Origin of the sequence: Mycobacterium sp. IS-3022 (assembly GCF_001500065.1) — a bacterium.
Taxonomy (GTDB): domain Bacteria; phylum Actinomycetota; class Actinomycetes; order Mycobacteriales; family Mycobacteriaceae; genus Mycobacterium.
The window spans coordinates 77,686-104,001 of the sequence record NZ_LQIN01000049.1 but is presented as its reverse complement, the minus strand read 5'-3'; the positions used below and the strand labels follow the sequence as shown (position 1 = coordinate 104,001).

Genomic DNA, 26,316 nt, shown 5'->3' with positions numbered 1-26,316 from the left:
GAACGCGACGCCGGCTCACTTCAGCATCGAGCGCACGCTGTCGGCGAAGGCGGCGGTGGTGAAGCACGTCGGCTCGGCGAACTCCTCGAGCGTGAGTGCGTCGGCCCAGTCGGCGTCGGCGGCGGCGCGGAGCAGCGGCTTGGTCATCGCGGCCGTGTGGGGCGGCATCGCGCAGATGCGCGAGCACCACTCGTCGGCGGCGGCCAGCAGCCGGTCGTGTTCGACCACCTCCTGGACGAGGCCGAGGCGCTGGGCCTCGCGGGCGTCGATGTGCGCGCCGCGCAGGTAATACGCGAGCGCCCCCTGATAACCCAGTCGTCGGGTCAGCGCCCAACTCGTGCCGACCTCCGGTATCAGCCCCAGCCGCCCGAATGCCGGCACGATCAGGGCACGCTCACTGGCGATGACGAGATCACATGTCAGCGCCCAGGCCAGCCCGACGCCGGCCGCCGCTCCGTTGAGCGCGCCCACGAAGATCGTGTCCGAACCGGCGATCAGCCTTGCGATGCCACCGAATTCGCGGCGGATCCAGCGCCAGACGTCAGCTGTGCCCTCCGGCGCGTCTAATTGGTCGATCGCCGCAGCCATCATCTGCAGATCGCCTCCGGCGCTGAAACCTGGATCCGCCCCGGTGAGCACGACAGCGCGCACGTCGGGATCGGCGTCCAGTTCGACCAGCGCCGACCGCAACTGCCGAACCAGGGGCGCCGACAGCACGTTGAGCCGCTGCGGCTCGTCGAGCGTGACCACCGCTCTGTCGTCACTGCGCTCGACGCGCAACCGCACCGGTGCGTCGACGTCGTCACCGGCGGCGACCATCGTCCGGTACAGCGAATTCGCCCTGTCGGTCATGACACATCCTCCTCGATCTCGTTGGCGCGCAGCGCCGCCCATGCGGCGTCCGCGAAGATCTCAACCGTTGCCGGAGGCATCCGCTTCGCCGGTCCGGCGACCCAGTGCCGGCTGTACTCCTGGGCCGGGCCGAGCCACAGGGCGGCCGTCACCCCGTCCCGCATCGGCTGCAGCACCCCGTAGCCGTGATGCGGGCGCCACCAGTCGCGGACCGCGGCGAAGAACCGGTCGTTGCGCTCGCGCAGTTCGGCACTGTCGAGCCGGGGGCCGAGTAGGAAGGCCGCCTCGCCCCGATGGGCGGCCACCCACCGCAGGTGATGGGTGACCCCACCGCGAATGCCGCCTTCGGCGGTGTCGTGCCTGCGCAACATCGCGACGAAACCGTCCTGGTACTCGCCGAGTGTCTCGGCGAAAACCGCGGTCGCCAGCGAAAGCTTGTCCGGGAAGTGGTGATACAGCGCGCCGACGCTGACCCCGGCTTCGCGGCGCACCTCGTCCAGCGTGGCCGACAACGCGCCGTCTGCTGCGAACCGGCGGCGCGCGACGTCGAGCAGTCGGGTGCGCGCATCGGGTCCGGCCCGGTTTCTCGAAGGCACGAGGATTACTCTATCCGTACCGAGGAATCCTCTGTCGATCCCCTGCTCCGAACGAGCCCGGGTCCGTCAGAGCAGGGTGCCTTGCTCGGCCTGCGGTTCCACCGGCTCGATCAGCTCAGGGCCGTTGTTGCGAACGTTGTTCACCAGCCGGGACACCTCCCGGACCTCGATGCGGTCCAGGTCTCCGTGGCCGCGCAGCAGGCCTTCGTCGATCGGCGCGTCGGGGTCCAGCCAGCGGTCCCAGTCGCGTTCGCTGATGGTCAGCGGCATCCGGTCGTGGATCTCGGCGAGCGGACCGGCGGCGTCGGTGGTGATGATGGTGCAGCTCAGCAGCGGTGGGGCGTCCTTGGGGCCGTCCTTGGGCCGCCACGTCGACCACAACCCCGCCATGAAAAGTGGTTCGCCGTCGCCGGCGTACATGAAGAAGGGAGTCTTCGCCCCCTTCCCTTCGCCCTTCTTCTGCCACTCGTACCAGCCGTCCATCGGCACCAGACACCGCTTGTTCTTGGCCGAGCTGCGGAACACCGGCGAGGTGGTCAACTTGTCGGAGCGGGCGTTGATCAACAGTGGCCCCTTGGTCTCCGGGCCGCCCTCCTCGGTGGACTTGGCCCACGGCGGCACCAGGCCCCAGCGCATCGACCGCAGCCGCCGGGTGGCGTCGTCGTCGGGTTCGGTGTGCCGCTTGACCACGGTGCTGATCGTGGTGGTCGGGGCGACGTTGTAGTTGGGTCGCGTCGGCTCCTTGGCGGAGGTCGTTTCGTCGATCGCCTTGATCTTCTCGGCCAGCAGCGCCGGGTCGGTGGTCACCGCGAAACGTCCACACATGAATCTCATGGTGGCACGCGAAGCCGACAAGGGAAGATGGGAGCCGTGAGCGTGCGCGGAGACCGAGAGCTGGCGGCCTGGCCGGCCCCATCGACATCCAATCCGGTGCATGCGACGGTCACCGTGCCGGGCTCCAAGTCGCAGACGAACCGGGCGTTGGTGCTGGCCGCGCTGGCCACCGCGAACGGCGAGTCGACGATCAGCGGCGCGCTGCGCAGCCGCGACACCGACCTGATGGTCGGCGCGGTGCAGGCACTCGGCGTGACGGTCGGCGGCGGGGCCGACGAGTTGACCATCGGCGGAGAGCTCGCGCCGCCCGACGGAGCGTGCATCGACTGTGGGCTGGCGGGCACGGTGCTGCGGTTCGTGCCGCCCGTCGCGGCCCTGAGCAGCGCGACGGTGATGTTTGACGGCGACGAACAGGCCCGCACCCGCCCGATCACGCCGCTGCTCGACGCGCTACGCGGCCTCGGGGTCGACATCGACGGCGACGGGCTGCCGTTCGCCGTGCGCGGCGCCGGCGAGGTCGCCGGAGGCACCGTCGAGATCGACGCGTCGGCGTCCTCGCAGTTCGTCTCGGGCCTGCTGCTCTCCGGCGCGGGGTTCAGCGACGGTCTGACGATCGTGCACACCAGTGAGTCGGTGCCGTCGGCGCCGCATGTGGCGATGACGGTCGCGATGCTGCGCGACGCCGGCGTGCACGTCGACGACAGCGAGCCCAACAGGTGGCGGGTGGCGCCGGGGCCGGTCGCCGCGCGGCACTGGGTCATCGAGCCCGACCTGTCCAACGCGGTGCCGTTCCTCGCCGCGGCGGTGGTCAGCGGCGGTACCGTCCGGTTGACCGGCTGGCCGCGGGTCAGCACACAACCGGCCGAGGTGATCGTCGCGATCCTGAAGAAGCTGGGAACAGTTGTCCACCACGGCGACTCGTATCTCGAAGTGCACGGCGCCCAGGTCTACGACGGCATCGACGTCGATCTACACGAGGTCGGTGAATTGACGCCGGCGGTTGCCGCGCTCGCCGCGCTGGCCTCCCCCGGCTCGATGTCGAAACTGTCGGGTGTCGCGCATCTGCGCGGACACGAAACCGATCGGTTGGCCGCGCTGTCGGCCGAGATCAACGGCCTCGGCGGAGACTGCGAGGAGACGGCCGACGGCCTGCTGATCACCGCCCGGCCGCTGCACGGCGGCCTGTGGCACTCGTACGCCGACCACCGGATGGCCACCGCGGGAGCCATTGTGGGACTGCGCGTTCCCGGCGTCGCGGTGGAGGACATCGAAACCACCGCCAAGACACTGCCCGGCTTCCCGCAGCTTTGGGCCGACATGCTGGCCGGACAGGCGACGGAGGTCGACCCGGCTTGAGTCGGCGCGAGTACGACGAGTCCGATGTCCGGGTGCGACCCGGCCGGGGCTCGCGGCCGCGGACCAAGATTCGACCCGACCACGCCGATGCGCAGGAGGCGATGGTGGTGACCGTCGACCGGGGACGGTGGGGCTGCGCGCTCGGCGGCGACCCGGACCGCCGGGTCGTCGCGATGCGGGCGCGGGAGTTGGGCCGCACGCCGATCGTCGTCGGCGACGAGGTCGGGATAGTCGGCGACCTGTCGGGCCGGCCCGACACGCTGGCCCGCATCGTGCGGCGTGGTCCACGACGAACGGTGTTGCGCCGCACCGCCGATGACACCGATCCCAGCGAGCGCGTCGTCGTCGCCAACGCCGACCAGTTGTTGATCGTCGTCGCGCTGGCCGACCCGCCGCCCCGCGCCGGCCTGGTGGAGCGCGCGCTGATCGCCGCCTACGCCGGCGGGCTGGCGCCGATCCTGTGCCTGACCAAGACGGATCTCGCGTCGCCCGAACCGTTCGCGGCGCAGTTCGCCGACCTCGATCTGACGGTCACCACCGCGGGCCGCGACGATCCGCTCGACGTGGTCGCCCCGCTACTGGCCGACCGGGTCACCGTGCTGCTCGGCCACTCCGGGGTGGGCAAGTCGACGTTGGTGAATCGTCTTGTGCCGCAGGCCGAACGGGCCACCGGTGAGGTCACCGACGTCGGCAAGGGCAGGCATACGTCGACACAATCGGTGGCGCTGCCGCTGAGCTTCGGGGGCTGGGTGATCGATACGCCGGGCATCCGGTCGTTCGGGTTGGCCCACATCGAACCCGACGACGTGCTGCTGGCCTTCTCCGACCTGGCCGAGGCGATCAAGGACTGTCCGCGCGGCTGCGGGCACATGGGTCCGCCCGCCGATCCCGAGTGCGCACTTGACGCGCTGAGCGGCCCGGCGGTCGGCCGTGTCGGCGCGGCCCGGCGACTGCTGTCCGCGCTCCACTCGTAGGTCGTCCCGACACAATGTCGCGCTGAGAGCGTCGTCGTGGCTATATATGCGCGGTGACGCTCTCAGACTGACGTTGTGGTACGACGCGCGCGACGGCGGGCCCGCGCGGCAGCGATCGCCGACTTCAGCCCGCGCCGCTGACCCGGCTCCAACTCGGCGAACATCCGCTCGCTGCGGGTCTCCGGCGCATCGTCTCGGGTGTCGGTCAGGTACTTGTCCGGCAGCGACAGCTTGGCGATGGTCCGCCAGGCCTTGCCGTACTGCAGCAGGAACGAACCCGTCGTGTACGGCAGGTCGTACTTGTCGCACAACTGGCGCACCCGGATCGAGATCTCGTAATACCGGTTGCTCGGCAGATCGGGAAACAGGTGGTGTTCGATCTGATGGCACAGGTTCCCGCTCATGAACCGCAGCACCGGGCCGTTCTCGAAGTTGGCGCTGCCCAGCATCTGACGCAGGTACCACTGGCCCTTGGTCTCACCGACCATGTCGGTCTTGGTGAATTTCTCTGCACCGTCCGGGAAGTGGCCGCAGAAGATCACGGCGTTCGCCCACACGTTGCGGATGATGTTGGCGACCGCATTGGCCTTCATCGTCGACTTGAACGACGCACCGGGCGACAACGAGGTCAGCGCCGGGTAGACGACGTAGTCCTTGGCCACCTGGTTGCCCGCCTTGACGCCGAACTCCCGTAGCCGCACGAACGTGGCCTTGCGGTCGTCGCGACCCTTGAAGATCTTGCCGATCTCCAAGTGCTGCAGTCCGACTCCCCATTCGAACAGCGCCATCAAGACCGTGTTGAACACCAGGTTCAACAGGTTCATCGGCTTCCACTTGGTGTCCCGGGTGACGCGGATCAGGCCGTAGCCCACATCGTCGTCCATGCCCAGGATGTTCGTGTACTTGTGGTGCATGAAGTTGTGGGTGAAGCGCCAGTGCTTGGACGCTCCGCTCATGTCCCACTCCCACGTCGAGGAATGGATCTCGGGATCGTTCATCCAATCCCATTGGCCGTGCATGACGTTGTGGCCGATCTCCATGTTCTCGATGATCTTGGCCACGCCGAGCGTGACGGTGCCGGCCCACCACGCCGAGCGACGATTGCTTGCGGCCAGCATCAGCCGCGCGGCCACCTCCAGCGCACGCTGGGCCGCGATGGTGCGGCGGATGTAGCGGGCGTCGCGCTCACCGCGGGAGTCTTCGATGTCCTGGCGGATCGCATCCAATTCCACGGCCAGGCTCTCGATGTCCGCCTCGGTCAGATGCGCGAACTCGGGAACGTCAGTGATTGCCACCGTCAAGCCTCCTCTCGCATGCCTACGCTACCGTAACCTACGTACCCGTAGGTTACCAGCCAGTAAACCTCAGACATCGAGCACGCAATCGCCCGATGCTGCGGAGATACACGTCTGTATCCGCGACCCCGGCTCGCGCTCATCGCCCGTGCGCAAGTCGCGAACATGCCCGTCGACCAGGCCCACCACACATGACTGGCAGATGCCCATCCGGCAGCCGAACGGCATCCGGATGCCCACCTGCTCGCCGGCATCCATCAACGGCGTCGCGGCGTCCACGGTGACCGTCTTGCCGCTCCGCGCGAACTCGACCGTGCCGCCCTGCCCGTGCACGGCGGCCTTGGACACCGCGAAGCGCTCGAGGTGCAACCGGTCTTCGAGGCCGGCCGCCGACCACGCCCGCTGGGCGGCGTCGAGCATGCCCGCCGGACCACACGCCCACGTCTGGCGCTCCCGCCAGTCGGGCACCTGGTCATCCAGCCGCGAGACGTCCAGCCGGCCCTGTGTGCGCGTCGAGCGCAGCCGCAACTCATAGCCGTCATGCGCACGGGCCAGCTCACCCAGCTCACCGGCGAACATGACCTCAGATTCCGTTGGCGCCGAATGCAAATGGACGATGTCGGTGATCTGGTCGCGGCGAGCCAAGGTGCGAAGCATCGACATCACCGGCGTGATGCCGGAGCCGCCGGTGAGGAACAACACCTTCGCCGGAGCTGGGTCGGGCATCACGAAGTTGCCCTGCGGCGCGGCCAACCGCACGATCGTGCCCGGTGCGAGCCCCTCGACGAGATGCGTCGACAGGAACCCCTCCGGCATCGCCTTGACCGTGATCGTGATCGTGCGGGTGGTTCGCGACGGCGTCGAGGTCAGCGAGTACGACCGCCACCGCCAGCGGCCTTCTATCTGCACACCGATCCCGATGTACTGGCCGGGGCGGTAGTCGAACGTGAAGCCCCACCCGGGCTTGATGACCAACGTCGCCGAGTCCTCGGTCTCCCGGCGGACGTCGAGCACCCGCCCGCGCAGCTCGCGCGCCGACCAGAGCGGGTTGGCGAGCTTGAGGTAATCGTCGGGCAGCAGCGGCGTCGTGATACGCCCGGCAATTGTTCGCAAGGCGTTCAGTCCCGGATGCTGCTTGGCCCCGGCGACGGTCGGCCGCACCGTATCGGCGACATTGGCCGAGACCTTGACGTAGTTCTTGGCCATGAACCTACGGTACCGTAACCTACGCTTCCGTACCTACTTTACCCGTGTGAACAGCTGAAACGTTCAGAGCAGCTCGAGCAGGAACGGGAGTTCCTGCGGCGCGTACCAGGCCAGGTCGTGGTCCTGGGCGTCACCGACGACGAAGTCCGCATCCTCATCGCCAAGGTCCGCCTCGTCGATGGCCTCGATCGCTGGCAGGACCGCGGGCTCGGCTTCGGCGTTGTCCACATACGCGGCGATGATGTCGTCGAATGCGATCGGAGCGGGCAGCCGCACCACGGCGTCGTCGAGATCGGGCCGGGGCATCGCCCCGTCGACCTCGGCCTCCACGACCGCGCGCCGCGGCGGCAGGTCGGCCGTGCCTTCGCCGGCGAGCAGGCGCAGCGAGGCCAGCGCGGCTTCCCGTCGCGCCACCTCGGCGAGTTCGTCGTCGTCGCCCTCGGCGTAGGACTCGCGCAGCGCGGGCGTCACCGCGAACGCGGTGCCGCTGCGGGCATGCAGCGTCCGATCGGCGACGAGCTGCTGCAGCATGGCCAGGGTCGCCGGGATGTACACGCGCACCAGGCGAGATTAGCCGGTCGCGGACTGCTGGGATTTGTCGCTCGCGGGATCCTTCTCCACCGAGATGATGAAGTCGTCGCCGTGTTGGATGACTCCGTGGATGACGGCGGTGTCGACGGCCTCCGCCGCGTACTCCCTGCGGACCATCAGCGGGTCACGGCGTAGATCCTTCACCAACGCCACCGCCATGCCGACCATCACGAGCACGAACGGCAGCGCAACGATGATCGTGATGGTCTGCAAACCGGTCAATGCGTCTTGCCCGCCGACCAACAGCATCACCGCCGCGACGGCGCCTGTCGCGACGCCCCAGAAGATCACGGTCGATCTGCTGGGTTTGATGGTGCCGTGCTGGGACAGCGAACCCATCACCACCGAGGCAGCGTCCGCACCGGAGACGAAGAAGATCGCCACTAGCACCATCACCACCACGCTGGCCACGGTGGCGACGGGGTACTGCTCGAGCAGGCCGAACAACTGGGCCTCGATGCTGCCCTCCCCGGCGAGGTCGACGCCGCCCTGCTGTTCTCTGATCGCCGAGCCGCCGAACACCGCGAACCACACCAGCGACACCAGGCTCGGCACCAGCAGCACGCCCGCGACGAACTGACGAATGGTGCGGCCCCGCGAGATCCGTGCGATGAACATGCCGACGAACGGCGTCCACGACACCCACCACGCCCAGTAGAAAATCGTCCAGGACTGCAGCCACTGGTTGACCGCGCTGCCCTCTGCACCCGTGCGCGCCGACATCATCGCGAGGTCGGCCAGATAGCTGCCCATCGACGTCGGCAACAGGTTGAGAATGAAAACCGTTGGGCCGACCACGAATACGAACACCGCGAGCAGCACCGCCAGCACCATGTTGATGTTGGACAGCCACTGGATGCCGCGCGCGACCCCCGATACCGCCGACAACACGAACGCCACCGTGAGCACCGCGATGATCATGACGAGGACGGCGTTGCCGGTCTCCCCGATGCCGCCGACGATCTGCAGACCGCTGCGGATCTGCAACGCGCCCAAGCCCAGTGAGGCGGCGGAACCGAACAGCGTGGCGAAGATCGCCAGCATGTCGATGACCTTGCCCCACCGCCCGTTCGCGCGGGAGCCCAGCAGCGGCTCGAAGGCCGCGCTGATCAGCTGCAGCCGGCCTTTGCGGTAGACGCCGTAGCTGATCGCCAGGCCGACGACCGCGTAGATGGCCCACGGGTGCAGCGTCCAGTGGAACAGCGTCGTGGCCATCGCGGTCTGCACCGCCTCCGGATCGCCCTGCCGCCCGGTGCCGGGCGGCGGCGAAGCGAAGTGCGACAGCGGTTCGGCCACCCCAAAGAACATCAGGCCGATACCCATACCGGCACTGAACATCATCGCGACCCACGACACCCCGTTGAATTCGGGTTCCTCGTCGTCGCGGCCCAGCGGAATCGCGCCGTAGCGGCCGACCGCCAGCCACAGGATGAAGACCACGAAACCCGAGGCCGTCAGCACGAACAGCCATCCCGTGTTGTTCATCACCCATGTCAGGGCGCTGTCGGAGGCAGTGGCCAGGGTGCGAGTGCTGACGAAGCCCCACACCAGAAAGGCGATCGCGACGACCGCGGTGACGCCGAAGACGATCCAGTCCACTCCGCGCGAGCGGGTGATGGCCTCCTCTTCGATCGGCTGATCGAGCACGGGATGGGGAACTACATCGTCCGTGGGCGATTTGAAGGCCCGCCGCGTCGCAGCTTTGACTTTTTCGGTCGTCTCGTTCTCGGCACTGGTGGTCATGGTGAGCCAATTCGACCCCGGTGGCGGTGAGCGAGTCAATCCCGCAAAGGTGACAACCGGGTCACTGAGCGGCCTCTAGCAGTTCGTCCAGCGATTCTCGCAGCAGGCTCGGCAAAACGTCGACGTCGCTCATCGCGTCGCGGTCGGCATTGATTCCGAAGTAGACCATGCCGTTGTAGGACGTCACCCCGAGCGCAAGCACCTGGTTGGCCAGCAAAGGCGGGACGGCGTAAGTCTCCAGCAGCTTGGTGCCGGCGATGTACATCTGATGCTGTGCGCCCGGCACGTTGGTGATCAAGAGGTTGAACTGGCGGGCCGAGAACGTCGTCGCAACGCGGATGCCCATGGCGTGCAGGGTCGGCGGCGCGAACCCCGACAGGGTCACGATGGTCCTGGCGTCGACCAGGCTCGCGGCGGTGGACGCCGATTCGGTGGTGTGCGCGATCTGCGAGAGTCGCACCACGGGGTTGGCCTCGCCCACGGGCAGGTCCACGAGAAACGGGGACACCTCGCTGATCGCCTGGCCGGGGCCGGTCGCATCGAGTTCGGCATCGGGATACACCGACATCGGCGCCATGGCGCGGACCCTCGTCGTGGCGGTCACCGGCTCACCGCGCGACATCAGCCAGTTCCGCAACGCGCCGGCCACCACGGCCAGCACGACGTCGTTGACATCGCAGTCGTACCGGGCCCGCACCGTGCGAAAGTCCTCGAGTCGTCCGCTGGCCACCGTGAGCCGGCGGTTGCGCGAGACGGTGGTGTTGAGCGGGCTGCTCGGCGCGGTCCCGCGCGCGACAGTGCGGACCACCTCGACGAACCGTCGCCCCATGTCGACCAACTGGCCCGCGTTGGTTGCGACGTCGACGACGGCGGAGCGCAGCGCACCGAACTGGTCGGCCGGACGCATGATCCACTCGCCGACGGCGCCGAGCAACAACTGCCGATCGCTGGGCTCGCGCAACGGGATCCAGATGTCCTCCCCGAACTCCGGCGGCTTCTGGGTGCGGTCGGCGATGACGTGCCCGATCTCCAGCGCGGTCATCCCGTTCACCAACGCCTGGTGTGACTTGGTGTAGAGCGCGATGCGGTTCTTGGCCAGGCCCTCGATCAGGTACATCTCCCACAGCGGCCGGGACTTGTCCAGCGGCCGCGACCCCAGCCGGGCGATGAGCTCGTGCAACTGGGCGTCGCTGCCCGGCGACGGCAACGCCGAACGGCGGATGTGATAGGTGATGTCGAAATCACGGTCGTCCACCCACACCGGCCGCGCCAGGCCGAGCGTGACCTCGCGGACCTTTTGGCGGTAGCGCGGAATCTGCGGCAGCCGTTGTTCGACCGTGGCGAGCAACGTTTCATAACTCAAGCCGCCGCGAGGTTTCCGCAGAATCGACAGTGACCCGACGTACATCGGCGTCGACGTGTTCTCCAGGTGATAGAACGACGCGTCCGCCGCCGACAACCGGGTGACCATCGCGACGCCGCTCCTCCCCTGTGGTCCGCGTGAAAAGACCCCGCCACGCTATAGCCAGACCCCTGGGGTCCGCATCACGGGTGCGCCGGACCTCCTGCGAACCGTGCGATCATGATGAGGTCTGCGACTCTCCAGCGGACGCGTCCCATCTCGTCGACTTGCTGGAGAAATTGTGGTGCCACCCTTGCGTACCCCCGCCGAGGAAGTTTCATCCGCCCGACGGGCAACGGTTCGAACCGCGGTGATCGAGCCCGTCGTCGACTGCGAGCCCGCGCCCGTCGGGATCGGCACCTGTCCGCCGCCGACACCAAAAGCCCTGCGCCGCAGTCAGTCTGGCGGACCTGGTGGGCGGGTGGTACATCCGCAGCAGCCGGCACCGATGGCGCCTGTCCGGGAGCCCGCACCGTCGCGAGCCGCGGTCGCCTTCGCCGACGCGGCGTTGCGCCGGGTGCTCGAGGTGATCGACCGGCGTCGCCCGGTGGCCCAGTTGCGACCGCTGCTGGCGCCGGCGCTGATCGAAACCGTGCTCACGATGACCCGTTCCCCGCATTCGGCCGCCGCCACGCTGCGCCGTATCCGGTTGCGCATGGTGGAGGACGGCGGTCCGGCCGCCGAAGTGTTCGGCACCTACAGCCGCGGGCAGCGCATCCGGGCGATCGCGGCGCGCATCGCGGTCGAGGGCGACCGTTGGCGCATTGTCGCGCTGCAGATCGGTTGAGCAATCAGTTTCTCGAGCACAAGCTCAGTTTCGACCCTTAACGCCTGCGCATCGCCTTCTCTTCGCGGGCCCGCTGGCGTTCGGCCTGGCGGCGCTCCTTGCGGCTGCCGCCACCGGCCGGACGGCGCGGGGCGCCGCCGCCGTTGTCCGAACGCTGCACCTGTGCCGAGCCGTCCTCCGACGGCCCGGTGTAGGTCAGCGGTCGTGATTCGTCGCCGATTCCCTTGGCGCGCAGGGCCGCCGGCTGAGCCGGCGATTCAGCTCCAGCCGGGACGGGTCGCTCCTTGGTCGCGACGCTTCCCTGGCCGCCGTCCTGCGCTTGGGCGGCGGCAGCCTCGGCGAACTCGGTCAGTCCGGCCGGCGTGGCGACCGGGGCGACCGTCGGCTGCGGCGCGGGTTCGACCGCGACGTTGAACAGGAAGCCGACCGACTCCTCCTTGAGGCCCTCGAGCATGCCGATGAACATGTCGTAGCCCTCGCGCTGGTACTCGACGAGCGGATCACGCTGCGCCATCGCGCGCAGGCCGATGCCCTCCTTGAGGTAGTCCATCTCGTAGAGGTGTTCGCGCCACTTGCGGTCGAGCACGTTGAGCAGCACGTTGCGCTCCAGCTGGCGCATCGCCCCCTCGCCCGCGATCGCCTCGATCTGCTTCTCCCGTTCGGCGTAGGCACGGTCGGCGTCGGCGATCAGTGCTTCGAGCAGTTCCTCGCGGGTCAGCTCGCCGGGCTCACCGATTGCATCGGAGTCGATCAGGTCGTGGTGGTCGATGCCGACCGGGTAGAGCTGCTTGAGCGCGGTCCAGAGCTGCTCGAGGTCCCAGTCCTCGGCGTAGCCCTCGGCGGTCGCTCCGTCGACGTAGGCGGTGATCACGTCGACGAGCATCTTGCGGGCCTGCTCGGCCAGGTTCTCCCCCTCGAGGATGCGCCGCCGCTCGTCGTAGATGACCATGCGCTGCTGGTTCATCACTTCGTCGTACTTGAGGACGTTCTTGCGGACCTCGAAGTTCTGCTGCTCGACCTGGGTCTGCGCGCTCTTGATCGCCCGGGTGACCATCTTCGCCTCGATCGGCACGTCGTCGGGCAGGTTCAGCCGGGTCAGCAGCGCCTCCAGCGTGGCGCCGTTGAACCGCCGCATTAGCTCGTCGCCCAACGACAGGTAGAACCGCGACTCGCCCGGATCGCCCTGGCGGCCCGAGCGGCCGCGTAGCTGGTTGTCGATGCGCCGCGATTCGTGGCGTTCGGTGCCCAGCACGTAGAGGCCGCCCGCGGCGATGACGTCTTCGGCCTCCTGCGCACATTCGCCCTTGACCTGCGACAGCAACTCGTGCCAGCCCTTTTCGTATTCCTCGGGCGTTTCGACGGGGTCCAGGCCGCGTTCGCGCAGCCGCTTGTCGGTCAGGAAGTCCGGGTTGCCGCCGAGCACGATGTCGGTGCCGCGGCCCGCCATGTTCGTGGCGACGGTGATCGCGCCCAGCCGGCCGGCCTCGGCGATGATCGACGCCTCCTGCTCGTGGTACTTCGCGTTGAGCACGTTGTGCGGGATGCGACGCTTGGTGAACTGGCGCGACAGATACTCCGAGCGTTCCACGCTGGTGGTGCCGATCAGCACCGGTTGGCCCTTCTCGTACCGTTCGGCGACGTCGTCGACGACCGCGATGTACTTGGCCTCTTCGGTCTTGTAGATGAGATCGGACTGGTCGGCGCGGATCATCGGCTTGTTGGTCGGAATCGGCACGACGCCGAGCTTGTAGATCTCGTGCAGTTCGGCCGCCTCGGTCTGGGCGGTGCCGGTCATGCCCGCGAGCTTGTCGTAGAGCCGGAAGTAGTTCTGCAGCGTGATCGTGGCCAGCGTCTGGTTCTCGGCCTTGATCTCGACGTGCTCCTTGGCCTCGATGGCCTGGTGCATGCCCTCGTTGTAGCGGCGGCCGACCAGTACGCGGCCGGTGAACTCGTCGACGATGAGTACCTCGCCGTCGCGCACGATGTAGTCCTTGTCGCGCTGGAACAGCTCCTTGGCCTTCAGCGCATTGTTGAGGTAGCTGACCAGCGGCGAGTTGGCGGCCTCATACAGGTTGTCGATGCCGAGTTGGTCTTCGACGAACTCGACGCCCAGTTCGTGCACGCCGACGGTGCGCTTGCGGATGTCGACTTCGTAGTGGACGTCCTTCTCCATCAGCGGGGCCAGGCGCGCGAACTCGGTGTACCAGTTCGAGGCGCCGTCGGCGGGGCCGGAGATGATCAGCGGGGTTCGGGCCTCGTCGATCAGGATGGAGTCGACCTCGTCGACGATCGCGAAGTTGTGGCCGCGCTGGACCAGGTCGGCAAGGGAGTGCGCCATGTTGTCGCGCAGATAGTCGAAGCCGAACTCGTTGTTCGTGCCGTACGTGATGTCGGTGCCGTAGGCGGTCCGCCGCTGGTCCGGGGTCATCTGCGCAAGGATCACGCCGACCTCCAGGCCGAGGAACCGGTGCACACGTCCCATCCACTCGGCATCGCGCCGGGCCAGGTAGTCGTTCACGGTGACGATGTGCACACCCTTGCCCGACAGCGCGTTGAGGTAGGCGGGCAGCACGCTGGTGAGGGTCTTGCCTTCACCGGTCTTCATCTCCGCGACGTTTCCGAAGTGCAGTGCCGCGCCGCCCATCAGCTGCACTTTGAAAGGCTTCTGATTCAGCACGCGCCAAGCCGCCTCGCGGGCGACGGCGAACGCCTCGGGCAGCACGTCATCGAGGCTCGCGCCGTCGTCGACGCGCTTCTTGAACTCGGCGGTCTTGGCCCGCAGCTCGGCGTCCGTCAGCTTCTCGATATCGCCTTCCAGGGAGTCGACGTAGTCGGCCACTCCATTGAGGCGCTTGACCATGCGGCCCTCGCCGAGACGCAGCAACTTTTGCAGCACGCTAGTTCCCCTATGGGTTGAAAGTCTTGAGCTCAACCCATGGTAGGTGACATGCGGCCGGACCCGGCCGAGCTGGGCCGAGCCCCCGCCTCAGGCGAGCCGGATGAACCTCGGCTCAGGCGAGCCGAATCAACCTCCCGGCTCAGGCGAGCCGAATCAAGCCGTAGTCATAGGCGTGCCTGCGGTACACCACGCACGGCCGGTCGGATTCCTTGTCGTGGAACAGGAAGAAATCGTGGCCGACCAGTTCCATCTGCGACAACGCATCGTCGACGGTCATGGGCGTGGCGGGGTGCTCCTTTTTTCGCACGATCCGCCCAGGGGCATGCTCGTCGAGCGCCGCGCCGTCGTGCTCGGACGGCGTCGTGGTCTGCGAATCAGTTGGCGGGGTGACCGCGGTGGCCTTGGCCACCGACACCGGGGTCTTGTCGCCGTAATGAATCTTGCGGCGGTCACGCGCACGGCGCAGCCGTTCGGCGAGCTTGTCCACCGCGGACTCCATCGCGCCGTAGAAGCTGTCCGCGCAAGCTTCGGCACGGACCACCGGGCCGCGGCCACGGGCGGTGATCTCCACGTGCTGACAGTTTTTACGTTGACGTCGGTTCCGCTCGTGGTCGAGCTCGACGTCGAACAGATAGATCGTGCGGTCGAATCGTTCCAGGCGTGACAGTTTCTCTGCGACGTAGTTGCGGAAGTGGTCGGGAATCTCGACGTTGCGGCCGGTGACTGCAACCTCGGCGCGCGGTCGGGGTTCGGGTGTCTCGTCCTCGATCACCATGGTGCGGGAGTCCAGGGATTGGCTTGACATGCTTGGCAACTCGTTTCTTCGCGGTCCGCACGCATCAGCGTGCCCGGGTTGTCATGGATCCGCACCGACGGCGCTTGCACGTCTTGCCGCTCGCCGGTGCAAGGTGTCGTCTACTCACCTCCTACCGCGTCGGCGATGGCGGCGACTCGATTCTGAGCGCCGGCCGTGAGTCATTCACGGGTGTTGAAGCCGACGGTAGCCGCGTTCACCCGGTAGTGCCAGTGAATCCGCCGACCTGTTTTCAGTTCTTCACATCGGTCTGATATGGGGCGGTGGCCAGGGCGGTCAGGCGGGCGGTCAGGCGTTGGCCACAACCAGCACTGCCGTCACGTGTGCCGCACCCGTGTGCAGCACACGGACCGACTCGGCGGCCGTCGCACCGGTGGTGACGATGTCGTCGATGACGAGCACCTCGCCGGTGACGGGCCGGACCGCCTTGACCCGTCCCGCGATGTTTCGTTGGCGGTCGGCCGTGGACAACCCCACCGAGTCGGCGACGAACGCGCGGGTCCGCAACGCGGGGACGACGGCAACACCCGGCAGGCCAGCCGTCGCCGCCCTTGCCATCCGGGTCACCGGGTCTCCGCCGCGCCGCCGGGCCGCCCACCTTCGAGTGGGCGCGGGGACCACCGTCAGCGGGGTGTCGACCAGCCCCCACGTGAGCAGGTGAATCAGGCCGGCCCGGAGTGCCGCGGCCAGCGGCTGCAGCAAGTCGGCGCGGCCGTGCTCCTTGAGCTCGAGGACGGCTGCGCGCCGGGGTCCCGCGTAGCGACCCAGCGAATACACCGGTACGCCGGGGTCCACTCTCGGCAGGACGAGGTGCGGGTCCTCGGGCCTGACCGTCAACGTCGCGGCGCAGGCGTCACACCACCGCGTCGACGGGGCCCCACATCCCCCGCACTGCAGCGGTAGTACCAGATCCAGCATGTCGGCAGTGTGGCGGTTATCGGTGACATCGAGATGGGGTACTCCGTCGGTCATGCAAGACCAGCGGGAGTCGTTCATCGTTGACTGCCTGTCGACGGCATTCGCCGACCTGATGGAGGCCGACGCGGAAGCGTTTCGCACGAAGTTCCGCAAGATGGCGGCCGATCCGTTCGCGTTCTACCGCGGCAGCGCGTGCGTCTTCTACGCCGACGTGGCAGGCCGCGACGATCGATGGGCCGACGAGCGCACGAGCCGCGTGTGGATACAAGGTGATCTGCACACCGAGAACTTCGGCACCTACATGGACGGCGCAGGCAAGTTGATCTTCGACGTCAACGACTTCGACGAGGCCTACATCGGGCACTTCACCTGGGACGTGATGCGGTTCGCCGCCAGCGTGGCACTGATGTGTTGGCAGAAGGCGCTGTCGGATCACCAGATCAGCGGCCTCATCGACACGTTCGTGCGCTCGTACGTCGACCAGGTGCGGTGGTTCCTCGGCGCCGACGACGACTCGAGCTTCTCGCTGAATCTCGACACCGCGCGCGGTGCAGTGCTGTCGACGCTGCAGAGCGCCCGGTTGTCCACCAGGGCCGAGATGTTGGACCGTCTCACCGCGGTCGACGACTGGGACCGACGCTTCCGGGATGCCGCAGGCGTGCGACGGCTCGACGATGCCGAACGCGAGAAAGTGGAGACCGCGTTCGCCACGTATCTCGACACCATCCCGAAAACCAAGCGCTTTCAAGGCATCACCTACGACATCAAGGACATGATCGGCAAGACCGGCCACGGAATCGGCAGCGCGGGCCTGCCCACCTACACGCTGCTGATCGAAGGTTTCAACCAGGCGTTGGACAACGACGCGGTGCTGTCGATGAAGCAGGGCAACGTCGCCGCGCCCAGTCGCGTCGTCGACGCCGGCAGCCTGGGTAAGCACTTCCGCCATCACGGCCATCGCACCGCGGTGTCACAACGCGCGTTGCAGGCACACGCCGATCCGCTGCTCGGCTACACCGACATCGACGGGGTTGGTTTCGTCGTCAGCGAGATATCGCCCTACGAAGCCGATCTGGACTGGAGCGAGTTGACCGAGCCGGACGAATTGGCCGAAGTGATCGAGCAGCTGGGCCGGGCGGTGGCCAAGGTGCACTGCGTCGGTGACGTCGACAGCGATCAGAAGGTGGTCGAGTTCCAGACCGAGGAGGCCATCGATGCCGCCATCGGCGACCGAGTCGACGAATTCGCTTCGGACATGGTGAGGTTCGGGCTCGAGTACGCCGCCACCGTGCGCGACGACCACCGGCATTTCGTCGAGGCGTTCCGTGAAGGGCGCATACCGGGCGTCTCGTCGACTTAACGTGGGGCGACGATCCCGTTGTCGTAGGCGTAGACGATGGCTGCGGCGCGATCTCTCAGACCGAGTTTGACGAAGATGCGGCCGATGTGGCTCTTGACCGTGACGCCCGAGATGAACAGCTCCTCGGCAATCTCGGAGTTGGAGCGGCCCTTGGCGATCAGCGTCAGGACGTCAGCCTCGCGCGCGGTCAGGTCCGCGAGCGCGGTGCCGCGCGGCGGCTGGGCGGCACTGCGGTAGGTGGCCAACACGCGTGCGGTCACCGCCGGATCGAGGTAGCTGTCCCCGCGGGCCACGGCGCGCACCGCGCGAATCAGCTCCTCGGCCGACGAGTCCTTGAGCACGAAACCTGAAGCGCCGGCGCGCAGCACGCCCGAAAGCAGTTCGTCGTCGTTGAAGGTGGTCAACGCGAGCACCGGTGGACCACCGCCGGCGCAGAGCATCCGGGTGGCCTCGATTCCGCCGACGCGGCGCATCCGCAGATCCATGACCACGACGTCGGGACTGTGGCGGGCGACGGCGGCGGGCACCTCGTCGCCGTCGGAGCATTCCGCGACGATCACGAAGCCGTCCTTGCGACGCAGAATGCGCCGCAGGCCCGAGCGCACCAGGTCCTGGTCGTCGACCAGCAGGACCGCGATCTGTGCGGTCCCGGTCACAGCGGGCACCAGGGTGGACGCCAACCACCTACCTCATCGAGCGGGATGTCGGCGTGAACTGACCACCCGTCCTGCGACGGTCCGATATCGATGCGCCCGCCGAGCAATTCGATGCGCTGGCGCATTCCCCGCAGTCCCCGCCCTTCGCACGCCGGGGTGGCCACTGCGACAGGCAGTTGATTGACGACGGTCAATGCCGCCGAGGTTCGCGAGATCGCCAGAGACACCGTAGATTTTGCGTCAGGGGCATGCTTGGCGACGTTGGCAAGCGATTCCTGGGTGATTCGGTACAGGGCCAAGCCCACCGCTGCCGACGCCCGATCCAGCGGGCCGTCGACGTCGAGGTCGACCTTGAGTCCGGCGCGTCGAAATTCCTCGACAAGGCTTGGGATCTCGCTCGCACCCGGCTCCGGTGCGGCCTTCATCGGTGCGCCGTCGAGCAGGCCGACGGTGCGGCGGATGTCGGCCATCGCTTGGCGGCCGAGTTGTTCTGCCTGCTCGAGAGCGTCTATCGCGTCATCGACGTCCCGGTCTTGCTGCAGTCCGCGACGGGCCGCTGTGGTGTGCAACAGGGTGACCGACAGGGAATGCGCGATGACGTCGTGCACCTCACGCGCGATGCGCCGCCGTTCGTCGGCGGCGGCGTGCTCGGCGAGCTGATCCTGCGCCTGCTGCTGTTTGATGATCAGTTGCTGCTGGGTGTGCATGAGAAAGCCCACCAGCCAACCCATTCCGACAAAGCTGAGATACAGCGCGATGACGTCGAGCCGGCCCAAAGCCGACGCGGCGATGAGCACCGCGGCAGCGATTGCGGTCGCCATGAGACCACCGAACATGTTCGTGAGCGCCCCGACCACCCCGACCGTCAGCACCAGCAGCAGCGGAGAGAAGTCGGCGGTGACCGGTGTCGAGGTGGCAAACAGGAAGATCGCGGTGGCCGCTGTCCCGGACGCACAAAGCACCGGAGCTTTGAACGTTGTCTGGCTGCCGAGGAGAAGGAAAAGGGCGAACGGTGAGACGGCGACCGCGATCGCGAGCAGCGTCGCCGGTAGATCCGTCGCCGGCCGTTGCAGTGCCGCGATCAACACGATGCCGACGATGCTGACGTCGGTGAAGATCACGAAGGCCCAATTGAAGCCGAGCGGGACCAGCTCACCCCTTCGGCGAATCCACTCCCGCACGGAGGCCGTCGCCGTGCGCAGCATCGTTCGATCGTAGAAGACGCCGCCTACCAGGTACATCATGCCGCGGTAGGGACCCGGCGTCCGACCGTGGTAGGAGGCGAGAACCGGCCCCTGGCACGACGCGCGAAGACGCCGCACCTTCGTAGCGTCGCAGCCATGACATGGTCAACATTGCACGAGCGCATGGCCTTCATGGCCGACATGATCGATCACGCCCGCACCGATCCAGAGGGTGCTCTTGTGTTGAACGGCAGGGCAACCGAAGTGGATCGGCTCTTCGGCGGCGAAGAAGGCCTGCTGCTCTCTTTGCGCCACCGGTGGATCACGATGCTGACGGCGAAGCTGGATCAAGCCGCCCATGACGACATTTCGGCCGCACAAGCGCGTGCCGACTTGGCCGCCGCCAACCCCGGATTGCGGGCGCTGCTCGACGCGGCGGCGCGCCGATCGGTGCGGGTGCGCGCCCTCGAACGCGGTGAAAAGCGCATCGTCGATCTCTACACCGTTCCGGGCACTGCTCAGACGGTGGCCTGACGTGGCAGAGCGGCTGGCACATCTCACGAGCCGCTACGCCGTCTGGGTCATCGTCGTCTGGGTCGTCACCGCGGGCGCCGCCAACGTCGCGGTGCCGCAGCTGGAACGGGTGGCGCAATCTCACTCCCGTTCCTTCATGCCCGCCCAGGCGCCCAGTTCGGTAGCGGCGTTGCAAGGCGCCACGCTGCTCGGCGAAAAACCCAGCAACAACCTCAATTACATTGTCCTAGAGGGCGACCGGCCCCTCGGCGCCGACGACCGAGCCTTCTACCACCGGCTCATCACAAGCCTGCGCGCCGTCGACGAGCATGTCTATGCGGTAACCGACCTGTGGTCCGACCCCGCAACCGCCGCCGGGGCCCAGAGCGCGGACGGCCGCGCAGTCACGGTCATGACGCGGCTTTCGGGGATGCTCGGGACCTCTCGGGCGGCCGACGCTGTAGACGCACTGCGCGACATCGTGACGCGACTCGACCCGCCGGACGGCTTGCGGGTCTACGTCACCGGGCCCGGCGCCACGATCGCCGACGAGTTCCGCGCGATCGACCGGCAGATGCTGGGTATCACCGCCGCGACCGTCGCGCTGATTCTGCTTCTCTTGCTGATCGTCTACCGATCACCGGTCGGCGCCGCGATTCCGCTGATATCGGTGGGCCTTGCCCTCTCAGTGGCTCGACCGATCGTGGCCGCACTCGGCGAGGCCGGACTCGCCGAGGTGTCGTTGTTCTCCGTCGCGTTGCTGGCCGCGATGATGCTGGGCGCGGGCACCGACTACGCGATCTTTCTGATCGGGCGCTATCACGAGGGCAGGCGGCGTGGTGATCCGTCGGCGGCCGCACTGGTGAACGCCTACCGGGGTGTCGCGCCCGTCATCGTGGGATCGGCTCTGACCATCGCGGCGGCACTGACGAGTCTGAGCGTCGCGGAGATCGGGATGTTCCGAAGCACCGGAATCCCATGTGCGATAGGAGTTCTGGTTGCCATGCTGGCAGCGATGACGCTGACCCCGGCACTGATCGCGGTCGCGGGCCGCCGCGGCCGACTGGAACCACGCCCCTCAACGAGTTCACGGCGGTGGCGGCGGATCGGTGTGCACGTGGCACGTTGGCCCGCGCCGATACTGACCGCCAGCGCCGCACTGATCGTCGTCGCTGCCATTCCCGTTGCGGGGCTGCGGATCGGGTGGAACGAGCCGGCGGCGACTCCGGCCGACACCGAATCGAACCAAGGCTACGCAGCCGCCGATCGCCACTTCGGGGTCAACCACCTACTGGCCACCGTTGTCAACGTCGCCGCCCCGCACGACATCCGCAACCCCGCTGGGCTCATCGCCGTCGAGCGGATCACCCGGCAGATCATGGCCATACCGGGCGTGCGGATGGTGCAGTCGGCGAGTCGCCCGGCGGGCACGGTGCCCGACGAAGCCACTCTCAGCGGGCAGGCTGGCATCATCGGTGAACAGTTCGCCGCCAAGATCGATGGCCTCACCGAACGGCTGGGCGGCATCGCGGAGCTCGACGATGCGCTGGCGTCGATGAGCACCGCAGTCGATCAGCTGTCCCAGGGTCTGCAGGGCAGCGCCGCGGGACTGCGCCAGATGGGTGCGGCAGCCGCCGACATGCGGGCCGGCATGTCCGGCTTGCAGACGAACGTGACGACGGTGTCGGGATACCTCGACCCGCTTCGTGGTTTCGTGTCATCGACACCGAACTGTCCGGCCAATCCGATCTGTTCTGTTGTCTCCCGAGTGGTGCAACCCGCCGACGACGTCATCCGAAGTTCAGCCCAATTGACCAGCGGCGCAACCAAACTCACAGACGGGTCCACCGATGCCACTCAGGCGCTGGCGGCTCTGCCGCCGGCAGTGGATACGATGAGCGTCCAGTTGCGACAGGCCCGCGCCGCCACCGCCGATCTCGCGTCGCTGACGACGTCGTTGGGTCCGCAGTTGCGCCAGCTGACCGACTATCTGCAAGAGATCGCCACTGCATTTCGGGATAGCGCAGCAGGCGGGTTTTACATGCCGCAGCGCGCGCTGGCCGATCCGGCGCTGCGTCCGGCGCTGGACCAACTGATGTCCGACGACGGGCGCGCCACCTACCTTCTGGTCTACGGCGACGGGCAAGAATGGAGCGGCGAAGGCGCACACCGGGCCACACAGATCGGGACGGCCGTCCGGGAGGCAACCAAGGAGGGCACGCTCAAACCCAGTGCCGTGCACATCACCGGCGTCGGCCCGGCGACCGCCGATCTGCAGCGACTTGTCGACGGCGACACGACCATGCTGATGGCGGTGACGTTGGCGCTCATCTTCGGAATCGTCGCGCTGCTGTTGCGCAGCCCGGTCGCCGGCATCGTCGTGGTGGGCACCGTCGCCGTGTCGTATGCGGCGGCGCTCGGCGCCAGCGTCGTCATCTGGCAACACCTGTTGCACCACGATCTGCACTGGGCGGTCGCGCCGATCTCGTTCATCGCGCTGGTTGCGGTCGGTGCTGACTACAACCTGCTGCTGGCCATGCGGATTCGCGAGGAGGCGCATGCCGGGCTGGGCACCGGGATTGTGCGGGCATTCGGTGCCACGGGCGGCGTGGTGACGACGGCGGGCATCGTTTTCGGTATCACGATGTTCGCGTTGGCCGGCAGCAGCGTGCTGAGCATTGCGCAGATCGGCATCACCATCGGCGTGGGTCTGCTGCTCGACACGCTCGTCGTGCGCACGTTCGTGCTGCCGTCGCTGGTGGCGCTGCTCGGCCGGTGGTTCTGGTGGCCGACCGTGCGATTGGTCGATCTGCGTCGTTCGCCGATTTCGGCGCCAGGGTCGTGACCGTGGAATGGTCAGCCGGGCAGCACGGGTTCGGCACCCGCCACCATCAGCGGACGCACCTCGGCCCACGCCGGGTCGTCCTCGGCCACCGAGCCGGACAGTTGCATGATCCCGCGCGCATCGGCCACGTACACGGTCGACGGGTTGGCCGCCACGGTGGTGACGGGCATCAGCAGGTTGCGGCTCGGCCCGTCGGAGTTGACGCCGTCGAGGTTGACGTAGGACACCGGATGCTGGGGATCGGTCCGGCTGACCACGATGTCGTCGCCGGTTCGCCACGACAGCGACACCGCCGTGTCGCGTAGGCCGAAGCCGAGCCGCCGCGGGTAGGTCAGCGCGTAGCCACCGCCCGGCGTCTGCTCGACACCGGCCAGGATCACCCGGCCCTCGATGACCATCGCGGCGCGGGTGCCGTCGCGGGAGAGCTGCAATTCGGTGATCGGGCCGGGAAACTTGGTCGACACCAGCGTGGAGTCGACCGGGATACGCGCCGGCTGCCCCGAGGCGTCCTGGATGACGCGCACCACGTTGTTGCCGTCGATCACCACCCACACCGCGTTGTCGAGAGACCAGCTCGGGCGCGACAGCTCTCTGGCGTCGAGCACCTGTGAGGCGTTCCCGCCGAGCGCACCCACCCACATCGACGACGCCATGTCGGGTGCGCCGGGGCGCAACGTGACGATCGACGCGACCTCCTGCCCGGTGCGCGACACCGCGGCCGCGGTCTGGTTCGGCATCTGCCCGAACGGGCCGGGAACTCGGGGCGCCCGCTGACCGTCGAGGGCCACGAGCGAGCCACCCACCAGCGCGTGCAGACCCGCCGCGACGCCGGAGGCCGCCCCCGGGTCGGTGGCCGCCACGTCGGACGTCTCCCAGCCGTCGGCGAACCGCTCGTCGAGGGGCACGCTGTCGGCGTTGATCACATACGGCCCGTTGATACCTGCGCGGGAAAGTGTCCAGATCAGCTGCGCGGCAAGCAATTGCCTGCTGTGCGGGTCGGTGGTGGACAGATTGTCAAGATCGATCCTCGCCCCGCCGTATCCGCGGCCGATGCCCGTCTTGCCGCCGTCGGCACGGGTCACCGGACCGCGAAGTTTCAGCGGCGGCTCGAGCAGGTTGCGGACCGTCTTGGCCATCTCCGGACGCGGCCCGGCGATCAGCTTGCTCACCAGTTCGGTGGCCAACTGGTCGGGATCGGACACCGCGACGTAACGGGGGTCGGGCACCACGGTGCTGCCGGTCGGGTCGACGAAGTACAGGGTATTGCGCTTGTAGGTCGCCTGAAACTGTTGCCAGTCAAGGAAAACGCCGTTGGGCAACTTGTCGATGCGCCAGCCGTCCGGGGTCTTCACCAGCTCGATCGGGCCGGGGTCGGGCAGCGCACCCTCCCCGGTCTCGAACACTCCCATGTCCGACAGTGACCCCAGGATGTCGGCACGCATGGTCACCGAAACCCGCTCGGGCCCACGGGTTTCGACGAACACCACGTTGTCGATCAGTAGCGCGCTGCCCGCGTCGTCCCAGGTACGAGAGGCGGACTCGGTGAGGAACTGGCGTGCGGCCAGGTGCCGGTTCGAGGGGTCGGCGGTGGCTTTGAGGAACTCGCGCAGCAGCACATCGGGGTCCATGCCCGGCGTCGGTTTGGGCAGGCTGGGCGGGGCGGGCCGGTCGACCGTGCCGATGGCTTGCGGCGACGACGAACTCGGGACGCCCGCGCAGCCGGCAAGCACCACCGCCAGCAGCCACACGACGGCCAGCAGCCGCCTCACACGGACTCCTGGGCGGGTTCGCGATCGCGGGTGCGTCGCGACGACGCCTCGGGGGCAACAGGTTTCATCGGCAGTGGACTGGCCGTCACCTTGTGCCCCCGGACGAGCGGCAGCGTGAGGCGGAAACACGCGCCCTTGCCCGGCTCGCCCCAGGCTTCCAGCCTGCCCTGGTGCAAGCGGGCGTCTTCGATGCTGATCGCCAAGCCGAGACCGGTGCCGCCGGAACGCCGTACCCGCGACGGATCCGACCGCCAGAACCGGCTGAACACCAGCTTCTCCTCGCCCGGTCGCAGTCCGACGCCGTAATCGCGGACGGTGACCGCGACGGTGTCCGCGTCGGCGGCCATGCGGATCCGGACCGGCTTGCGCTCGGCGTGGTCGATGGCGTTGGCGATGAGGTTTCGCAGGATGCGTTCGACGCGCCGCGGATCGACCTCGGCGATGACTTCCCGCGCGGGCATATCGACGATGAGATCGACGTCGGCATCCTGAGCGAGGTGCCCGACGTTGTCCAGCGCGCTCTGCACCGTCGACCGAAGGTCCACCGACTCGACGGACAGTTCGGCGACGCCGGCGTCGTGGCGCGAGATCTCGAGCAGGTCGTTGAGCAGGGTCTCGAATCGGTCGAGCTCGCTGACCATCAGCTCGATGGACCGGCGCAGCGCGGGGTCGAGGTCCTCGCTGTGGTCGTGGATCAGGTCGGCGGCCATGCGCACCGTCGTCAGCGGGGTGCGCAACTCGTGGCTGACGTCGGAAGTGAACCGGCGCTGCAGATTGCCGAACTCCTCCAGTTGGGTGATCTGGCGGTGCAGGCTCTCGGCCATGTCGTTGAAGGAGACGGCGAGACGGGCCATGTCGTCCTCGCCGCGCACCGGCATGCGCTCGGTGAGGTGGCCTTCGGCGAACCGCTCGGCGATCCGCGACGCCGAGCGCACCGGCAGCACGATCTGGCGTGCGACCAGCAGGGCGATCGCGGCGAGCAGGCCGAGCAGCACCACCGCGCCGGTGGCCATCGTGCCGCGTACCAGCGCGATCGTGGATTCCTCGTTGTTCAACGGGAAAATCAGATACAGCTCCAGGTTCGTCACCGGCGAGGACGTCGGGCTGCCAACGATCAGCGCCGGTCCCGAGAAGCTGTCGGTGTGCACGGTCGCGTACTGGTAGCTGACCTGGCCGGCCTTGACGAATTCGCGCAGCGCGTTGGGCACCTGCTGGACGGGCCCGGCCGCGGTCGCCGCGCGCGGGCCGTCCCCGGGCACCAGCAGAACGGCGTCGAAGGTTCCGGCCAGCCCGGGGTCGGCGTCGGCGGTGCGGTCGATCAAGGTGTTGCGCGCGAGCTGCAGGCTGCTGTCCAGCGATCGGGTCTCTTCGCCGCCGACGATGCCGCTGACCGTGGAACGGGCGCGGTCGATCTCCTCGGTGGCGGCTCGCACCTTCACCTCGAGAATGCGGTCGGTGATCTGGCTGGTCAGCACGAAGCCGAGGACCAGGATGACCGCCAGCGACAGCCCGAGCGTCAACGACACCACGCGCAGCTGCAGGGAGCGCCGCCAGGCAAGGCTCAGTGCCCGACCCAGCGCGCCCAGACCCCGTACCAGCGGTGCCGATCGACGATGGATGCGTCGCCTCGAGCTGAAGATCACGGCGACCGCCGAGCGGTCAAAATGACGGGGTCCACCCTGGCGGTGGAGATCGTCACCGCCGAGCGGTGAAGGATCACGG

The 26,316-nt window shown here is 67.8% G+C and carries 21 protein-coding genes; 6 read left to right on the top strand and 15 right to left on the bottom strand.

Annotated features, from left to right (window positions below; all coding sequences use genetic code 11):
- Positions 1-15 precede the first annotated feature (15 nt).
- The 3 genes from AU188_RS22055 to AU188_RS22045 all read right to left on the bottom strand — a co-directional run bounded on the left by AU188_RS22055 (position 16) and on the right by AU188_RS22045 (position 2,273).
- Entirely contained in the window at positions 16-852 is an 837-nt protein-coding gene (locus AU188_RS22055) for an enoyl-CoA hydratase/isomerase family protein (protein ID WP_059165605.1), read from the bottom strand.
- Positions 849-1,448, bottom strand: coding sequence for a TetR/AcrR family transcriptional regulator (locus AU188_RS22050; protein WP_059165604.1), 600 nt, complete (start codon positions 1,446-1,448; stop codon positions 849-851). Before AU188_RS22050 ends, AU188_RS22055 begins: the two co-directional genes overlap by 4 nt.
- Positions 1,449-1,514: 66 nt before the next feature.
- Complete coding sequence (locus tag AU188_RS22045; protein ID WP_059165603.1) at positions 1,515-2,273, bottom strand: SOS response-associated peptidase; 759 nt, start codon at positions 2,271-2,273, stop codon at positions 1,515-1,517.
- Positions 2,274-2,342: 69 nt separating this feature from the next.
- Between AU188_RS22045 and aroA the strand changes: the two genes are divergently transcribed.
- Together aroA and rsgA are read left to right on the top strand one after the other, a co-directional pair.
- A complete protein-coding gene (gene aroA, locus AU188_RS22040; RefSeq protein ID WP_286137636.1) occupies positions 2,343-3,638 on the top strand; it encodes a 3-phosphoshikimate 1-carboxyvinyltransferase in 1,296 nt (431 codons plus the stop codon).
- The gene (gene rsgA / locus AU188_RS22035) at positions 3,635-4,612 is read left to right on the top strand and encodes a ribosome small subunit-dependent GTPase A (RefSeq protein WP_059165601.1); all 978 of its coding nucleotides are present in this window, start codon (positions 3,635-3,637) and stop codon (positions 4,610-4,612) included. Before aroA ends, rsgA begins: the two co-directional genes overlap by 4 nt.
- Positions 4,613-4,674: 62 nt before the next feature.
- Here the strand turns inward: rsgA and AU188_RS22030 are convergent, their stop codons facing one another.
- The 5 genes from AU188_RS22030 to AU188_RS22010 all read right to left on the bottom strand — a co-directional run bounded on the left by AU188_RS22030 (position 4,675) and on the right by AU188_RS22010 (position 10,918).
- Positions 4,675-5,907, bottom strand: a complete 1,233-nt coding sequence (locus AU188_RS22030) for a fatty acid desaturase family protein (protein ID WP_059165600.1) — start codon at positions 5,905-5,907, stop codon at positions 4,675-4,677.
- Between the two features lie 69 nt (positions 5,908-5,976).
- Complete coding sequence (locus AU188_RS22025) at positions 5,977-7,113, bottom strand: ferredoxin reductase (RefSeq protein WP_059165599.1); 1,137 nt, start codon at positions 7,111-7,113, stop codon at positions 5,977-5,979.
- Between the two features lie 63 nt (positions 7,114-7,176).
- Entirely contained in the window at positions 7,177-7,677 is a 501-nt protein-coding gene (locus AU188_RS22020; protein ID WP_172799574.1) for a DUF6912 family protein, read from the bottom strand.
- Between the two features lie 6 nt (positions 7,678-7,683).
- A complete protein-coding gene (locus AU188_RS22015) occupies positions 7,684-9,447 on the bottom strand; it encodes a BCCT family transporter (RefSeq protein WP_059165597.1) in 1,764 nt (587 codons plus the stop codon).
- A 61-nt stretch (positions 9,448-9,508) separates the two neighbouring features.
- A complete protein-coding gene (locus AU188_RS22010; RefSeq protein WP_059165596.1) occupies positions 9,509-10,918 on the bottom strand; it encodes a WS/DGAT/MGAT family O-acyltransferase in 1,410 nt (469 codons plus the stop codon).
- A gap of 241 nt (positions 10,919-11,159) precedes the next feature.
- On the opposite strand from AU188_RS22010, the gene AU188_RS22005 reads away from it, so the two are divergent.
- Positions 11,160-11,636, top strand: a complete 477-nt coding sequence (locus AU188_RS22005) for an Rv3235 family protein (RefSeq protein WP_156426777.1) — start codon at positions 11,160-11,162, stop codon at positions 11,634-11,636.
- A gap of 37 nt (positions 11,637-11,673) precedes the next feature.
- Here the strand turns inward: AU188_RS22005 and secA are convergent, their stop codons facing one another.
- The 3 genes from secA to AU188_RS21990 form a co-directional block, all read right to left on the bottom strand.
- On the bottom strand, positions 11,674-14,532 hold the full coding sequence (secA, locus tag AU188_RS22000) for a preprotein translocase subunit SecA (protein WP_059165595.1): 2,859 nt from the start codon (positions 14,530-14,532) through the stop codon (positions 11,674-11,676).
- A 142-nt stretch (positions 14,533-14,674) separates the two neighbouring features.
- Positions 14,675-15,310, bottom strand: coding sequence for a ribosome hibernation-promoting factor, HPF/YfiA family (gene hpf, locus AU188_RS21995; protein WP_172799573.1), 636 nt, complete (start codon positions 15,308-15,310; stop codon positions 14,675-14,677).
- A 327-nt stretch (positions 15,311-15,637) separates the two neighbouring features.
- A complete protein-coding gene (locus AU188_RS21990) occupies positions 15,638-16,267 on the bottom strand; it encodes a ComF family protein (protein ID WP_059165724.1) in 630 nt (209 codons plus the stop codon).
- 52 nt (positions 16,268-16,319) lie between these two features.
- Between AU188_RS21990 and AU188_RS21985 the strand changes: the two genes are divergently transcribed.
- Positions 16,320-17,627: a DUF2252 domain-containing protein gene (locus AU188_RS21985; RefSeq protein WP_059165593.1), complete on the top strand. Its 1,308-nt coding sequence runs from the start codon at positions 16,320-16,322 to the stop codon at positions 17,625-17,627.
- Here the strand turns inward: AU188_RS21985 and AU188_RS21980 are convergent.
- Together AU188_RS21980 and AU188_RS21975 are read right to left on the bottom strand one after the other, a co-directional pair.
- Entirely contained in the window at positions 17,624-18,283 is a 660-nt protein-coding gene (locus tag AU188_RS21980; protein WP_059165723.1) for a response regulator transcription factor, read from the bottom strand. The two genes, AU188_RS21985 and AU188_RS21980, sit on opposite strands and share 4 nt — an antisense overlap.
- Positions 18,280-19,488 carry a sensor histidine kinase gene (locus AU188_RS21975; protein ID WP_059165722.1) on the bottom strand — a complete coding sequence of 403 codons (1,209 nt, stop codon included), beginning with the start codon at positions 19,486-19,488 and terminating at the stop codon, positions 18,280-18,282. Before AU188_RS21975 ends, AU188_RS21980 begins: the two co-directional genes overlap by 4 nt.
- Positions 19,489-19,623: 135 nt before the next feature.
- On the opposite strand from AU188_RS21975, the gene AU188_RS21970 reads away from it, so the two are divergent.
- A complete protein-coding gene (locus tag AU188_RS21970) occupies positions 19,624-20,001 on the top strand; it encodes a hypothetical protein (protein ID WP_059165592.1) in 378 nt (125 codons plus the stop codon).
- Position 20,002: 1 nt separating this feature from the next.
- On the top strand, positions 20,003-22,825 hold the full coding sequence (locus AU188_RS21965; protein ID WP_059165591.1) for an MMPL/RND family transporter: 2,823 nt from the start codon (positions 20,003-20,005) through the stop codon (positions 22,823-22,825).
- 11 nt (positions 22,826-22,836) lie between these two features.
- Here AU188_RS21965 and lpqB read toward each other — a convergent pair whose 3' ends face one another.
- A complete protein-coding gene (gene lpqB / locus AU188_RS21960; RefSeq protein ID WP_059165590.1) occupies positions 22,837-24,594 on the bottom strand; it encodes an MtrAB system accessory lipoprotein LpqB in 1,758 nt (585 codons plus the stop codon).
- Positions 24,591-26,237, bottom strand: a complete 1,647-nt coding sequence (gene mtrB / locus AU188_RS21955) for an MtrAB system histidine kinase MtrB (RefSeq protein WP_059165589.1) — start codon at positions 26,235-26,237, stop codon at positions 24,591-24,593. The genes lpqB and mtrB overlap by 4 nt, the downstream gene beginning before the upstream one ends.
- Positions 26,238-26,316: the final 79 nt, after the last annotated feature.